Raw genomic sequence first — 14,762 nt, forward strand, 5'->3', positions numbered from 1 at the left:
GGGTTCACTCCGCAGCAACCAGCGGCAGCGTGTCGGCGGCGCGGCGCGGTCCGGCGGCGAGCGCTACCGGCAGGGGGCGATCGTCGCGCATCGGCACGAAGCGGCCCGTTTCGCCGTCCAGCCCAAGTACCGCACCGGCATGGATATCGACGAACCAGCCATGCAGCGAGATCTCGCCGCGCGCGATGCCCAACGCCACCGACGGGTGGGTGCGCAGATGCGCGATCTGGGCCACGATATTCTCCATCGCGACGATCCGGACGCGCTGATGGTCTTCAGCCTCCGGATACCCTTCCGCCGCGACGCGCTGGGCGGCATGCGAGTGACGCAACCAGGCAGCGACATTGGGCATGGTGTCCAGGCTTTCGGGATGCACCAGCGCTTTCATGGCGCCGCAATCCGAATGGCCGCAAACGATGATGTCGCGTACGCCGAGCGCGAGCACGGCATATTCCACCGTCGACGAAACGCCGCCATTTGCGGTCGCGAAGGGCGGCACGATATTGCCGGCATTACGGCACACGAACAGATCGCCGGGCTGCGCCTGAATGATATGTTCCGGCACGACGCGGGAATCGGCACAGGAAATCATCAAGGCCTTCGGGCTCTGCCCGTCGGTGGCGAGTTTTGCGTACAGATCGAGATTGCTGGGGAAAACCTGCTTTTCAAAATGGAAGACGCGTCCGATCAGCTCGTTCATTCCGATACTCCTTCGCTGGGGGGCGGCGGGACAAGGTCCCGACCGTTGGACGAAGGCAGATAAGCGGCGTCGATTGCTGCGGCGCAGCATCAATGTAAGGAATTATTGCTGGCGGGGCGCAGGCTTGGCTGATCTGGGATGAGGCAAGGCAATCTCGGCACGCAGGCCGCCTTCGGCCCGATTGGTCAGGGTGAGCGTGCCGGCCTCGCGCTCCACCATCCGCGAAACAATCGCGAGGCCCAGACCAAGCCCCTTGGTATTGCGGCTGCGCGCAGCGTCGAGCCGGACAAAAGGTTCCAGCACGTCCAAAAGCGATTCCTCGGGGATGCCGGGACCGTTGTCTTCGACGTGAAGAACGATCCTGTCCGGCTCGCTCGCCAGGCCCACCCGAACATCTTCGCCATAATGAATGGCATTCTCGATCAGGTTGGTGATCGCCCGCTTGAACCCATTGGGTCGGACCATCGCTATAAGGTGATCCGGTCCCTGATAGCTTATCCGGTGACCATGATCGGTCATGTCGTCCACCAGCGTCGCAACGAGAACGCCCAGATCGACCCGCATCGACGCGTCCGAATCCTCGTCACCGCCAAGATAGGCGAGGACCGAAGCAATCATCCCCTCCATTTCCGCAATATCGCGCTCGGAAGAGAGGCGCAGATCGGTGTCCTCCGATCCGTCGATACGAAGTTGGAGCCGCGCGAGCGGCGTACGCAAATCATGTCCGACGGCCGCGAGCGCCTGTGTGCGATCCGCGATCATACGGCTGATCTGATCCTGCATCTGGTTAAAGGCTCGGATCAAGTGACGAACCTCGTTCGTCCCTTCCTCGCGCACGACGATACGCTCGCCCTGCCCCATACTCTCTATCGCGTGACCCAGCGTCCTAAGCGGGCGCAGCGTTTGCCGAACGAGCAAACCGCCTAAAATGGCAAATGCGATGGCGGGTATCAGCGCCAGCATGATGCGGTTGAACTTCAAGCCCCAGCCGGTCTCGAGCCCGTACATCTTGAAATGAACCCAGCTGCCATCCGCCAGAATGATCTGGCCGGCCACCTTGTCGTTGCTGACGGGCGAGGCCAGTTGCAATTGCAAACCCGCACTCGCTAGTGCCGGCTCCCATTCCACCACTTGGTCACGCATCTGCCGTAACTCGGCGGAAAGCATGTGGCGATCGGGTGCCGATCGTTGCCACTCGACCTTATAACGATCGGTTGAAAGGTAACTCGCAATCGCCGGACGCTCGGTCGGTGGGCGCTCGTCGACAAGGCGCTGCACGATCACCAGATGCTCGGCCAGCCGCCGCGCCTCATCCTCCTTGATCGAAAACTCGCCGGCTCGTTCATACAGCAGGGTGCTGACGACAAACTCCAGCATCACCGTCAGCAGGATGATTCCGACGATGCGACCGATCAGTCCTGGCGATGGGCGCGCGACCATCAGATCCGGTTGACGCTGGCATTCAGCATATAGCCTACGCCGCGCACGGTGATGAACGGCGCCGGCCTCTCATCATCGGTCAGTTTGCGGCGCAGACGACTGACGAGCACGTCGATACTGCGGTCAGAGGAGTCGCCGATGCGGGCGCGTGACAATTCGATCAATCGCTCACGCGCGATCACGCGCAGCGGGTGACTGAGAAAGCTCGCGAGCAGGTCAAACTCCGCGCCGGTAAGAGGAATCATCGCGCCATCGCGCGAAAAAAGCTGACGGCGGGCGAAATCGACCGTCAAACCGTCGAACTCGGCCCGGTTGGACGGCACGGCACGGCGCTCTTCGGTCACTCCCCGGCGGAGCACGGCGCGGATGCGGGCGATGAGTTCGCGCGTTCCAAAGGGCTTGGCCAGATAGTCGTCCGCGCCGAGTTCAAGGCCGACGACGCGGTCGGTTTCGCTCGCCCGGGCGCTGATGAAGATGATCGGAACGCTGCTCCGCTGCCGGATCATTTTGCAAAGGTCGATGCCGCTCGTGCCAGGCAGCATGATGTCCAGCAGGATGAGGTCGATCGGACCAGCCTCGAACGTCGCCCACATCTCGGCGGCCGTTGCGGCGGGCCGAACGACATAGCCATTTTCCTGAAGCGCGCGGGCGGTCAAAGTCCTGAGCGGCGGATCGTCTTCCACCAGGAGGACGGTCGGAGCGGTCGTGGAGGATTGAGGAAGAAAGGAAGGAGTGAGCGAGGGAGAGCAAGAAAGCATGCGCGCCACGTAGGGGGCGATGCGTCAACGTCAATGTCGCCCCCGCAGCTTGTCCCAGAATGGCAACGCCTCATCGTCACAGAAACAAATCGTTACGAACGCTGATGCCAAGCGCCCGCGCTCTTGCCAGAAATATTTCGTAACATTTGCGACAAGCGGCTGCATGGTAGGAGCACTAGCTAAACGCGCATCCGCCCGGAACCGCGACCGTCGTTCCGTACCGGGCCGGCTGATGTCGAGGAGTATATTGGTGCGCCTTTCGCGTTTTTGTTCCGGTGTCGCCGCGATGCTGCTGGCTCCCTCCGCTGCTGCAAACGCCGCCCCGGTGCCGAGCCAACTCGCCAAAATGGACGCCGAAGGCTTCCGCTCTACCACGACGGTCGATGACGACGACCTCGAATTCTCGACCATCATATCCACCCGCGACAGCTTCCGTAAGGAACGCCGCGTCAACGGCTCGACCTGGGCCGACGGCCACGTCGAAGCTCACATCGACAAACGAACTGGCGATATCCGGTTCGAAGTTCATCAATCGCTGCGCTATCGGGGTTCGCAAAGGCAATATGATGTGGTCCATTTCGAGGATCGCGACGGCCGTCTCGTCGCACGCCCGCTCGACCGTGCCCTCCGCGGCGACGACACCATGTGCCCCAACAGCGACTTCACCGGCGACTGCGCACTTACGATGAAGCTAGTGTTCTCGGTCGACGAAGACCTTCTCAAGGCCATCACGGATCGCGGCGAAAGCTGGGACCTCAAGTTCAAGGGCCGGCCGGACGGTCAGGACGATCTGCGCATCAAGATCGTTGCGGCCGAAATCGAAGGCCTATTGCTCGCCGTTGAGGGTTATCGCGCGAACTCGTCGATGTCAGCCAGCAGCTGACACACAAGCGGGCTTCTCGCCCGAGCGACATCCCCCTGATTTGCAGGCTTGAGGCGGCGATTTGCGGCGATCAGGGAACAGAGCGACCTGCGGGAATTGTTGCGGGGATCGATCGAACGCCCGTTCGCTAGCCCTCATCTTCTTCAAAAAAAAAGCGCCCGCCAGAAGAACCGGCGGGCGCCAGATGAAGATTTCTGTCCTCTTGCGAGGAAGAGCTCTCCTGGGTCGCACGCCGCGATTAGCGGGACGTCTCGATTCTCGATTGTATGAAAGCGCCAAAACGTCAGCTTTGGTGCTCGATCAGTTTCAGTCCCAGCGTCGCCGCATTCGCCACCGCTTCTTCCCGGCTGCCCGCCCGCAGTTTGCGCATGATGTTCTTGAGATGCCACTTCACGGTTTCGGGCGCGAGGTGCAACGTCCGCGCGATCTCCTTGTTGGATTCGCCCGCATTGAGCGCGCTCAGAATCTCGATCTCACGCTCGGTAAGGAAAGAGAAGGCCTCGCCCGGGGCGGCGCTGTATCCGCCTTCGAGCGCGGGATTGTGGCGCGACGGTTCGGCCAGTTTCAGTAACCCGAGAAAGCAGTCGGACATGTAAGCTTCGCTGCAGAAATTCTGCACGGCGCGGACACCGGTGACGTCGAGCACATCGACGATCGTCCGCCGGAATCCGGAGCTTGCGGCGTGATTGAGGAAGCGCACGGTTTCGAGTTCGACCATCTTGTCGCAGCGGCCACTCAGTTGCGGTAGGATGTTGAACAGCGTCGCGGTGGCGCGCAGTTCGGCATCGTCGCCGTTCGACGCGAGCCGTAGCAGTCGCTCCGCGACCGAGGTCAACCGCGGACGGTCGCCGCTCGCAATCGCTTCATAAGCGCGCATCTCGGAGAGGATTGCAAAGGCGCGCGCCGACGCCGAGAGCGGGTCGAGCGCCGCCCCTTCCTCGTCGCCGATCGCAACGACCGCTTCGGCATCGATCGTTTGCGGCAGACGAAGCCGCGCTCGCTCAACAATACACAGCGCCTTGAGCGGTGCCCAGTCGCGCGCGAATGCGATCAGTTCGGCGCGGTCGATCAGCGAGGCGGCGGTATCGCCCCGCCCCGCTCCCGCCGCCACGCGAATGGCGACGAGAAAAGCATGGACAAGCGCGTCCTGAAAAGCGCTTCGTTCAAGGTGCGGCAACGCGCCGGCGGCCAGGTCCGCCGCAGCCTCGAAGGCGTCACGCTCGTAGCAGGAGCGTGCAAGCGCTGCGTCGATCAGCGCCGACGCCAGCCCGATATCGTGCAGCCGCGCTCTTGCTTCGCGTAGCAATCGTTCGGCCTCGCCAAGCTGCCCCTGAGCGCGCGAAACACCCGCTTTCGCAACTGCAGCGAGAGCTCCGGGCAGGTCAAGTGTCCGTCCAGCGCCGTGCAGCATCAGCGGCCGCACGGCATCGTGGACCAGTCCGAACAAGCCGCGCCGCAACGCGCCGAGCGCAAGCGTTGCACGGACGATGTTCACGGCAAAATCAGGCAAGCCGGTGGGGTCTGCCAGAGTTCGGTCGCAGGCCTCGATCACCTCGTCGGGCCTATCTCCGCCATGCGCGCGGTGCAGCAGGTGGAGCACCCGCGCCTCTGCGGCGTCCATAGCGTCCTGCTTCGTAAGATCGCCGGCCTGCAGCACCGCCAGCCAGCTTGCAGCGCGCGCCAGCCCCGACGATCCCGCAATCATCTCGGGCGGCAAACGATCGATCCAGTCACGAACCCGGCCGATATCGCCCCGTTCGATCATCGGCATAGCGGCATCGGCAACGAGCGCCGCAGCTTGGGCCAGATCGGAGCAGGCGAACATCTGATCGATCGCTTCGCCGATCATCCCGCGGCTCGCGTAATGGCGTCCGGCGACACGGCACAACTGCGCCACTTCGTCGGTTCCGAAACGCTGCGCCATCGCGGCGCGCGCCGCCGAATGCAGGCGATAGCCTCCGTCCTCCAAGGGCTCCAGAAATACGCCTCGGCTACTCAGCTCGCTCAATGTCACCGCGCCGTCGCCACCCAGCAAGCGGCACAGATCGGCATCAAGGCGGGGCGCCACGGCACAACGTCGCAGCAATTGCGCCGCTGACGCGGGCAATGCGTCGACCGGCGGATCGACGAGCGGCATCAGACAGCGCGCGAGCGCGTCCCACTGCCTTTCCCGAACCATGGCCGCGAGCCGGTCGGGCTGCCGGGCCAGCAACCGCAGCGCGGCGGGCCAGCCCTCGATGAAGCGATTGAGCGCCGCGACCTCGCGCGCATCGAACGGCACGCCCGCCCGGTCGAGAAAGCCTTGTACATGGGCGTCGCACAGGCCGAGCTCGGCGCGACCTATAGCGAGGACCACGCCCCGCGCCGGGGCATCGCCCAGCGCGATGCCGTGCTGTGCCCGGCTCGCCAGAAGCAGCCGCAAATGCGCAGGTGGATGTCGCATCAAGCATTCGACGATAGCATGCGCGCGTGCGTCTATGAGCCGATCGGCATTGTCGAGGACAAGCAGAAACGGCCGGTCGCTCGCGTCGATCCGCATGGCGAGAGCGTCGGCAATTTCCATGGCGGTCGCCGTTTCATCGTGCGCATAGGCAAAAGCCCCGCACAGCAGCCCCGCGGCATCCGCATGGCCGTCGGCATCGATCGTCAACCAGGCCGTACGCCAGCCAGCGGCCTGCGCCTCGGCGAAAAGCGCCGCAGACCAGGCGCTCTTGCCATAGCCCGCAGGGGCCTGCACCGCGCAGGCCTCATGCTCCGCCAGTCGATCGAGCCAGCGTCGCTGCCCGTCGAGGCCGGCCAGGTCGGCCGGAAAGCGCGGCGGCACGAACTGGCGGCCGGGCGGCGGCATGATGCCGTCGCTCGGCACCGCGCGCAAAAGGGCTGTGGGCTCTGTCCTCGATCCCGGCTGGACGGTCATTCGCTGTCCTCCGAATTGTTGCGCCAAGGCTAGTGCCTTGAACTTCCGGGGGCAAGCAGAGCTGCGCATCCCCCCCATCGCTCCCCCCGCCGCCTTGCCTGTCGCCGAACGGACGCGCGCCATAGCGTCCGTTGACGAAGACGCCGCACAGAACGGGGTCGAACGACGGGAGAGAAAGCGTGACCAACAAGGCTTTTCTGGCGACTTGCCTGTCCACCACCATGTTGATCGGATGGCCCGCTGCCGCGTCGGCGCAGGAAGCGCCGCCCGCAGACGGCGGAACCTCTGACAGCGGCGGGATCGCCGAAATCGTCGTAACTGCACAGAAACGAGCGCAGAATCTTCAGGACGTTCCCGCCGCGGTCTCGGCCATCGGCGGCGATGCTTTGGAGGCACGCGGGATCAACGAGACCTCCGACCTGATGGGCGCGGTACCGAGCCTGCAAATCTCGACACCCTATGGCAAGACGCAGCCGAACTTCTCGCTGCGCGGAATTTCGGTCGCCAATGAGTTTTCGGCGTCCACGGCGTCCCCGGTCGGCGTCTATGTCGACGAAGTCTATCAGAGCTTCCGCGCCAGCCATGGTGGGCAGCTCTACGACATCGACCGCGTCGAGGTGCTGCGCGGACCGCAGGGCACGCTCTACGGCCGCAACACGACCGGCGGCGCGATCAGCTTCTTTACCAAAAGGCCGGGACTGTCGGGCGACGAAGGCTATTTCACGCTCGGCTATGCCAATTATAACACCAAGACGATCGAAGGCGGCTTCGACAAGACGCTTATCCCCGACGTGTTGGGTGTGCGCGTGGCCGGAACCGTCGCGAAGGGCGGTGGCTGGCAATATAATCCGGCGCAGGATCGAAAAGTCGCTACCACCGATTCGATCGCGGGCCGCATTTCGCTGCGCTGGAAGCCCAGCGACACGCTCGACATCAACCTCAAGGCCTATGCCGCCAAGGACGATCCGTGGACGGCCAACGCCTATTCGCTCGGCCAGTTCGCGAATGGCGAAGATATTGTGGGCTATTCGCGCTTCAATCCGGCCCAGAACGGTGGCCGCGCGCTAGGGAAGAATGAGGTATCCGCCGATCAGGGCGGCAAGTCGCTCTCCTCATCCAGAGGTGTCGCGCTCAACATCGCGATGGAACTCAACGACTATTTCACGCTGACCTCGATCACCGGATATGACACCGGCAAATACAGCATTTCCCCCAATGATTGCGACGGTTCGCCGCTGGACGTGTGCTCGATCCGATTCAATAGCACGAGCAAGAATTTCAACCAAGATCTGCGCTTGAACTATTCCGACGACAGCATCGATTTCGTCGGGGGGCTCTATTATGGTCGGGACACCATCAAGACCCGGAATCAACCAGACTTCTTTGGGGCGCTCCGGCCGATGCTGCTGGGGCTCGGCGTTCCGGGCGGTTACAATAATGCCGCTATCGGCACCCCAGACTCCATCCGCACCCTGCCTGCCTTCGCGCTCGACCCGACGCTCACCCCGACGTCGCCGGGCTTCTGCGCCCCGGTCGTCGTCAACCCGAACGGCTTTTTTGATGCCCGCACGCTGGTCGCGTACCAGACCGACGCCGCGATCAACAACACGGGCAATTTTCCGGCGGGCGGCGCCTATTATCAAGGATGTCTGGCCGCAGGCGCCGGACCCTTTGGCCCGATCCTGGGCGAACAGAATTTCGACGTCCGCCGCCCATCCAAGGCCATCTATGGTGACCTGACCTGGAAGGCGACCGACAGACTGACCGTCGCCGTCGGTCTCCGCTACACGATGGACAAGGTCCAGTTCCGCAACGGCAGCACATTCATCTATGCGCTCGACGGGGTAACGCCAGCCACCAATCTGATCCCCTATTCGGCCACCTACAACCCCAATTTGCCGAAGATGAACATGCAGGAAAAGGCGAACCGCCTGACCGGTCGCGCGAACATCAGCTATGAGTTCGCCGACGATATCATGGGCTATCTGCAATATAGCCGCGGCTATCGCAGCGGCAGTTACAACGGCCTCGCCTATCAGGGAACCAATCAGGTCTATTATATCAAGCCCGAAAAGGTGAACGCCTATGAAGGCGGCATCAAAACCCAGTTCCTCGATCGCCGCGTCCAGCTCAACCTCGCCGGTTTCTATTATGATTATTCGAACCAGCAGACGACGCAGGTCGTCGGCGCGACGACGTTTACGCGCAGCGCCAACGGCCGCGTCTGGGGCGGCGAGGCCGAGCTGACCGTCGTTCCGATGGATGGGCTGCAGCTCAATGCGGCCTTCGGCTATCTCAACAGCAAATATAAGGGCAATGTCGTCGACCCGAACGATCCGGCGACCCAATTCACGCGCAACGTGAACGGCAACCCGTTCCCCAACGCGCCAAAGGTCACCTTCAACGCCGGGTTCGACTGGGATATTTTCGAGCAAAGCGACAGCAAGCTGACCCTGCGCGGCGACGCGAGCTATATGGGCAAATATTATTTCGACGCCTTTGGCGATTACGGGCTCGATCCCTGCGATCGCCCCGGAGCGCCAGGGGCCGTTCGCCCCGCGGGCGTCGCCTTTACCTGCGGCAATCCGGGATATTGGCTGGTCAACAGTCGGCTGACCTATCAGGCGAACGCAAATCTGTCGGTCAGCGCGTGGGTCAAGAATCTGACCAACAAATATTATTACACCTACGGCCTCAATATCGATGTCTTCGGGCTCGATTATCTGAACCGCGGGACACCGCGCACTTACGGCGTCGAGGCGACGTTCAAGTTCTGATCGCCGACGCCAGGGGACCGGCGGGCGCCCCCTCCCTCAGCCCGCCGTCCCCGATTTGTTGCTGACCCCATAATTTTGGAGCATGTCATGATGCGTTTTACCGGTAAGAGCGTGCTGATCACCGGCGCCGCGCGCGGGATCGGACTGGCAGCCGCGCAGGAGTTCGCTCGCGAAGGCGCGTCTGTAACGATCACCGATATCGATGGCGACGAAGCCGAAGCGGCGGCGACCGCGATCCGCGCCGACGGTCACAAGGCCGAAGCCCGAAAGCAGGATGTCGCCGACGAGACAGGGTGGGCCGCACTGGTCGCGGACGTCATCGCACGCGAGGGCAAGCTCGATATCCTTGTGAACAACGCTGGAATGGGCTTCCTGAAATCGGTCGTCGATACCGATCTCGCCGAATGGCAGCGGCTGATGGCCGTCAATCTGGAGAGTGTCTTCCTCGGCGTTCGCGCCGGCATCGAGGCGATGAAGGATAAGGGCGGCGTGATCGTCAACGTCGCCTCGATCGCCGCGAACGTCGCCGAGCCGCTCTTCCCCGCTTACAACGCCAGCAAGGCCGGCGTCGCGATGCTGACCAAGGCGGTCGCGGTCGATTGCGCGCGCAAGGGCTGGCCGGTGCGGATCAATTCGCTCCACCCCGGCTATTGCGAGACCAAGCTGGTTGCCGACGCGGTCGGCGCGCTCGGCGACGAAGCGGCGGGCTTCGCCGCCGCAACAGCCGCCGCGATCCCGCTCGGCCGCATGGCGACCACGCGCGAGATTGCGCGCCCGCTGCTTTTCCTCGCCAGCGACGACGCCGCCTACATGTGTGGCAGCGAACTGATCGTCGACGGCGGCTACACGGCCGTTTGAGGGCCAATCATTCAGAGGGAATTTGGGAAATGAGCAAGAAACCGGTCATCGTCTATGGCGCCTCGGGCTACACCGGCCGCCTCGTCTGCGAATATCTACGCGAACTCGGCATCCCTTTCATCGCCGCCGGGCGCGATAAGAAACGCGTGCAGGAGGTGATGGACAAGGTCCCCGGCATCGAGACCGCCGATTATGAGGTCGTCGAGGTCGAGCATAGCGTCGCGGCACTGACCAAGCTGTTCAAGGGCGCAAAGGTCGTGTGCAACATGGTCGGGCCCTTCATCAAATATGGTCCCGAGACGGTCGAGGCCTGCCTTGCCGCCGGCGTCCATTATCTCGACACCACCGGCGAGCAGGACTGGATGCTGCTGGCACAGGAAAAATGGGGCGACGCCTTTGCGAAGAAGGGATTGCTCCTCTCTCCCTGCGTTGCGCAAATGTACACGACCGGCGAGATTGCGGCGAATATCGCACTCGAACAGGCGCCCGGGCTCGATACGCTCGACATGCTCGTGCTGTGGAAGGGCTTCCCGACCTATGCCTCGGTCCAGACGATCTTCACGATCCTGAAGGCCGACTGGTATTATCTCGAGAACAACCAATATGTCCAATGGCCGACGCTGACCGCGACCGAATGCCATGTGCCGGGCCAGCACGCCACCGCGCTGACCCTGCCGTGGGGCGGTACCTCGCACCCGATCTGGTTCAAGCAGGATCCGCGCGTTTCGACCGTGAAGGTCTATGGCGGCGTCTTTGCGCGCGAGGTCATGGACAATGTCGTCGCGATGACCAAGATGATCGATACCGACATCAAGCCACTCCCCTTCAAGGAACAGGAAGCGGCGCTCGCGAAGATGGCGGAATCGGTGCAGGGCGACATGCCGCCGCGCGAAAATCCGCGGCTCAACACCAGCATCGATTCGGTCCACGCCTCCGGCCCGCTCGGCCGCGCGCATGTGCTGATCCACGGCAATAGCAATTACAAGCAGACGGGATTGATGCAGGCCTGGTGCGCGATGAACCTGCTCCAGCAGCCGCCACGCCGCGTCGGTTTCGCATCGGCGTGTCAGGCGTTCGGTCACCATGAAATCCTCGGCGTGCTGCGCCAGTTCGGACTGGTGCTCAAGCCGATCGTCACGGTCGACGATTGAGGGAGAGCGTGGCGATGCGGCTGGTTGACTGGCTCGACAAGGGGGCGTCGCTGGGTCCCGATGCCCCCTGCCTGACGATGGACGGCGAAAGCCTGTCCTATGGGCAGGTGCAAGCTCTGACCCACCGCGTCGCGCGCGGATTGCACGCGGCGGGCATCGTGCCCGGCAAGCATGTTGCGATCCTGTCGGGCAACGACCCCGTCGCCTTTGCCTGCGTCTTCGCGATTTCGCGCGCCGCCGCGGTGTGGTGCCCGATCAACCCGCGCAACGAAGCGGCCGAAAACGCCTTCGTGCTCGACAATTTCGACTGCGCGGCGCTGTTCTTTCATTCGAAGTTCGCCGACCTCGTCGATGTGCTGCGAAGGGAGCTGCCGAAACTCGAATTGCTCGTCTGCCTCGACGCCGAACAGCCCTTCGCACCATCGCTCGACCAGTGGCTGGCGGGCGTCGCCGACGTCCCATTCACGGCAGCGCCCGTCAGCGACCTTGCGATGCTTCCCGGCACCGGCGGCACGACCGGGCATCCCAAGGGCGTGATGCTCACCAATCGCAATCTCGAGGCGATGACCGCACTGACGTTGATGGGCTATCCGTTCGAGGGCCGGCCCGTTTATCTGGCGATGGCGCCGCTCACCCATGCGGCCGGGGTGCTCGCTTTCCCGATCATGGCGCATGGCGGCGAGATCGTGATCATGCCATACCCCGATATCGGCGAATTTCTGGCGCTGGCGTCAAGGCACCGCGCGACGCACAGCTTTCTGCCGCCGACGCTCATCTACATGCTGCTCGACCATCCCGCGCTGCCCGCTACCGACCTCTCGGCGATGCAGTGCTTCTGGTACGGCGCCGCTCCGATATCGCCCGCGCGGCTGGAGGAAGCGATCGACAAGCTTGGCCCGGTGATGGCGCAGCTCTTCGGTCAGACCGAAGCCCCGATGATGATTTCGATGATGGCGCCGAAGGATCACCTGAACCCCGACGGATCCGTCGCGCGCCATCGCCTGTCGTCGGCGGGCAAGCCCGGGCCGCTCGTCCGCGTCGCGATCGTCGATGCAGGCGGCAGCGAATTGCCGCAGGGCGAGCGCGGCGAGATCGTCGTCAAGGGCAGCCTGGTGATGGACGGCTATTACCGGAACCCGGAGGCCACCGCAGAGGCGACGCTGAACGGCTGGCACCGCACCGGCGACATCGGCTACCTCGACCCCAACAATTTCCTCTATATCGTCGACCGCGCCAAGGACATGATCATCACCGGCGGCTTCAACGTCTATTCGGCCGAGGTCGAGGCAGCGCTGCTGTCGCATCCGGCGGTTCAGGACGGCGCGGTGTTCGGCCTGCCCGACGACAAATGGGGCGAGCGCGTGTGCGCAGTCGTCCAGCTCCGCACAGGACAAAGCGCTGGTGCGGACGAGATCATCGCGCATGTCAAAACGGCAATCGGCAGCGTCAAGGCGCCGAAGGAACTAGAAATCTGGCCCGACCTGCCGCGATCGAAAGTAGGCAAGGTCCTGAAACGTGAAATTCGGGCGCAGATATTGGGCGATGAAGTCTGATCGATAGGTAGCGGTCGGCCGTTTCAGATGGGCAAGGCGCGATTATATAGATCCACCGGTCCCGGATATTCCCTTCCGTCGTCTCTTCCGACCTCTCGGGCAATTAGCGCATTGACCATGGCATTCAGGCGCAACAGGTTGCGCCGTTGATCCGGACGCGACGCAAGATTGATCAATTCGTTCGGGTCGGCCTGCGTATCATATAGTTCCAGGTCGTTGTTCCCCGACAATTCCTTCCAGTTTCGCGGGTGCTGATGATGCTCGGGCGCAAAATAGCGCGCGAACTTCCAGCGGCCGTCGTGGACGCCGCGGTGCAAACGTCGGCGTGACAGGTCGAAACGGTCAGTGAATGGAGCGGTCGCAGGTTGGCCTGCCTTTGGGGCCCAGCCATAGGCAACCGCATAGTTGAACAGATGTCCCCGGATGTCGCGCTCCGTCCGCGCCTCGGGATCGGCGAGCAGCGGCGTCGCATCGACGCCCGGCAGATCCGGATAATGTTCTTTCCGCCAGCCCGCATCCTTGCCGCCGAGCGCGAGCAGCGTCGGCGCGATATCGATCGCACTCATCAGGCGGCGGGAACGGCGGCCTCCTGGAACGTCGGGGTGGACGATGATCATCGGCACGTTGGTCTCTTCGCGGTAGATGGTGCCGCCCTTTTGCCGCATCCCGTGCGCCCCGGCACGCTCGCCATGGTCGGAGGTGTAGACGATGACCGTGTTCTCAAGCTGGCCGCTCGTCTCGAGCGCCCACAAAAGCTGACCGATCCGGCGGTCGACGTCGCGGATGCAGTTGTAATAATAGTTACGGAAGCGGCGCCATGATGCCTCGTCGTCAATATCCATCGTTCCATAGGTGCGAACATTCGACGCTGCGATAGCCCGGTGCGCCTCGGGCTTTCCGCTCAGATCGTCGCGGTAGAAGCTCGCGGGAAGTTCGAAGCCATTGTCTTCGGCATAGAGCGGGTCGCCCGGTTCGCGGCGAAGTGGGCCCAGAAGATAGGGGTGCGCGCGCGTCTCAGTCTGTTTTCCAGTCGCGTCATAGAACATGATGTCATGCGGATTGAGCAGACCGACCACCATGAACCACGGCTTGCCCCCGGCTTTGCCCTGCCCCTTGAAGTCGAGGATGCTGCGCGAAGCGTCCGCCGCGATATATTGGTCGTGCCGGTATCCGTCCCAGGTCAGACCGACCGCCTCTCCGTCGAAACCGTAATCGTCGAAACCATATTCCTCCATGGCCTTCTCGGTGGCGGGATAGATCATGCCCGACACCTGATTCCAGTTCCGCTTTTCGTTGATGGGCGAGAGGTGCCACTTGCCCTTGTAACTGGTGTAATATCCCGCGGCGCGCATCATATGGCCAAGCGTCGGCAGGTCGGTAGGCAGCACGGGATCGTCGGCGCCGCTCGAATTCAGATAGATTCCGGTGCGCTGTGTGTGATGCCCGGTGAAGATCGTGGAGCGCGACGGGCTGCACGGCGTCGTCTGGACATGATAATTTTCGACGAGCAGCCCGCGCGCCATGAGTTCGCGGTGCCCTGGCAATTTTTCCAGCAATCCGGGCGGAAAGCTAGCGATGCTCTGCTCCTGATCGGTGACGATCATCAGGACGTTGAGCCTGCGTCCGTCCGCCCCGCGCGCGCTCGCCCGCGCGCCTGACGCCGCGAGTGCCCCGACCCCGCCCATGCCGCCAACAAATGTGCGGCGATCAACAGTCCAGACCATC

The 14,762-nt window shown here is 63.1% G+C and carries 10 protein-coding genes; 5 read left to right on the top strand and 5 right to left on the bottom strand.

What is annotated here, in order from left to right; genetic code table 11:
- Positions 1–4: 4 nt before the first annotated feature.
- The 3 genes from SC1_RS14205 to SC1_RS14215 all read right to left on the bottom strand — a co-directional run bounded on the left by SC1_RS14205 (position 5) and on the right by SC1_RS14215 (position 2,898).
- Positions 5–700, bottom strand: coding sequence for a carbonic anhydrase (locus SC1_RS14205; RefSeq protein WP_062182921.1), 696 nt, complete (start codon positions 698–700; stop codon positions 5–7).
- A 102-nt stretch (positions 701–802) separates the two neighbouring features.
- On the bottom strand, positions 803–2,140 hold the full coding sequence (locus SC1_RS14210) for an ATP-binding protein (RefSeq protein WP_062182924.1): 1,338 nt from the start codon (positions 2,138–2,140) through the stop codon (positions 803–805).
- Positions 2,140–2,898, bottom strand: coding sequence for a response regulator transcription factor (locus tag SC1_RS14215; protein ID WP_062182927.1), 759 nt, complete (start codon positions 2,896–2,898; stop codon positions 2,140–2,142). Before SC1_RS14215 ends, SC1_RS14210 begins: the two co-directional genes overlap by 1 nt.
- A 49-nt stretch (positions 2,899–2,947) precedes the next feature.
- Here SC1_RS14215 and SC1_RS21895 point away from each other — a divergent pair, with 49 nt between their 5' ends.
- The gene (locus SC1_RS21895; RefSeq protein ID WP_193749177.1) at positions 2,948–3,781 is read left to right on the top strand and encodes a hypothetical protein; all 834 of its coding nucleotides are present in this window, start codon (positions 2,948–2,950) and stop codon (positions 3,779–3,781) included.
- A 283-nt stretch (positions 3,782–4,064) separates the two neighbouring features.
- Here SC1_RS21895 and SC1_RS14225 read toward each other — a convergent pair whose 3' ends face one another.
- Positions 4,065–6,698 (bottom strand): LuxR C-terminal-related transcriptional regulator, encoded by a 2,634-nt coding sequence (locus SC1_RS14225; protein ID WP_193749178.1) that lies wholly within the window; start codon positions 6,696–6,698, stop codon positions 4,065–4,067.
- A 179-nt stretch (positions 6,699–6,877) separates the two neighbouring features.
- Here SC1_RS14225 and SC1_RS14230 point away from each other — a divergent pair, with 179 nt between their 5' ends.
- From SC1_RS14230 to SC1_RS14245, 4 genes are all read left to right on the top strand, one after another.
- On the top strand, positions 6,878–9,475 hold the full coding sequence (locus SC1_RS14230; RefSeq protein ID WP_238586704.1) for a TonB-dependent receptor: 2,598 nt from the start codon (positions 6,878–6,880) through the stop codon (positions 9,473–9,475).
- An 87-nt stretch (positions 9,476–9,562) separates the two neighbouring features.
- Positions 9,563–10,333 (top strand): glucose 1-dehydrogenase, encoded by a 771-nt coding sequence (locus tag SC1_RS14235; protein ID WP_062182936.1) that lies wholly within the window; start codon positions 9,563–9,565, stop codon positions 10,331–10,333.
- 29 nt (positions 10,334–10,362) lie between these two features.
- On the top strand, positions 10,363–11,484 hold the full coding sequence (locus SC1_RS14240; protein WP_062182938.1) for a DUF5938 domain-containing protein: 1,122 nt from the start codon (positions 10,363–10,365) through the stop codon (positions 11,482–11,484).
- A gap of 14 nt (positions 11,485–11,498) precedes the next feature.
- Complete coding sequence (locus SC1_RS14245) at positions 11,499–13,037, top strand: AMP-binding protein (protein WP_062182941.1); 1,539 nt, start codon at positions 11,499–11,501, stop codon at positions 13,035–13,037.
- A gap of 23 nt (positions 13,038–13,060) precedes the next feature.
- Here the strand turns inward: SC1_RS14245 and SC1_RS14250 are convergent, their stop codons facing one another.
- A complete protein-coding gene (locus SC1_RS14250) occupies positions 13,061–14,761 on the bottom strand; it encodes a sulfatase-like hydrolase/transferase (RefSeq protein WP_062182944.1) in 1,701 nt (566 codons plus the stop codon).
- Between the last annotated feature and the right edge of the window lies 1 nt (position 14,762).

This window comes from Sphingopyxis sp. C-1 (genome assembly GCF_001047015.1).
Taxonomy (GTDB): Bacteria; Pseudomonadota; Alphaproteobacteria; order Sphingomonadales; family Sphingomonadaceae; genus Sphingopyxis.

Bases quoted from the DNA above. Each gene is read 5' to 3' on its own strand.
- SC1_RS14245 (WP_062182941.1), top strand. From the start codon at position 11,499: ATGCGGCTGGTTGACTGGCTCGACAAGGGGGCGTCGCTGGGTCCCGAT.
- SC1_RS14250 (WP_062182944.1), bottom strand. From the start codon at position 14,761: ATGGTCTGGACTGTTGATCGCCGCACATTTGTTGGCGGCATGGGCGGG.
- SC1_RS14225 (WP_193749178.1), bottom strand. From the start codon at position 6,698: ATGACCGTCCAGCCGGGATCGAGGACAGAGCCCACAGCCCTTTTGCGC.
- SC1_RS14240 (WP_062182938.1), top strand. From the start codon at position 10,363: ATGAGCAAGAAACCGGTCATCGTCTATGGCGCCTCGGGCTACACCGGC.
- SC1_RS14215 (WP_062182927.1), bottom strand. From the start codon at position 2,898: ATGCTTTCTTGCTCTCCCTCGCTCACTCCTTCCTTTCTTCCTCAATCC.
- SC1_RS14235 (WP_062182936.1), top strand. From the start codon at position 9,563: ATGATGCGTTTTACCGGTAAGAGCGTGCTGATCACCGGCGCCGCGCGC.
- SC1_RS14210 (WP_062182924.1), bottom strand. From the start codon at position 2,140: ATGGTCGCGCGCCCATCGCCAGGACTGATCGGTCGCATCGTCGGAATC.
- SC1_RS14205 (WP_062182921.1), bottom strand. From the start codon at position 700: ATGAACGAGCTGATCGGACGCGTCTTCCATTTTGAAAAGCAGGTTTTC.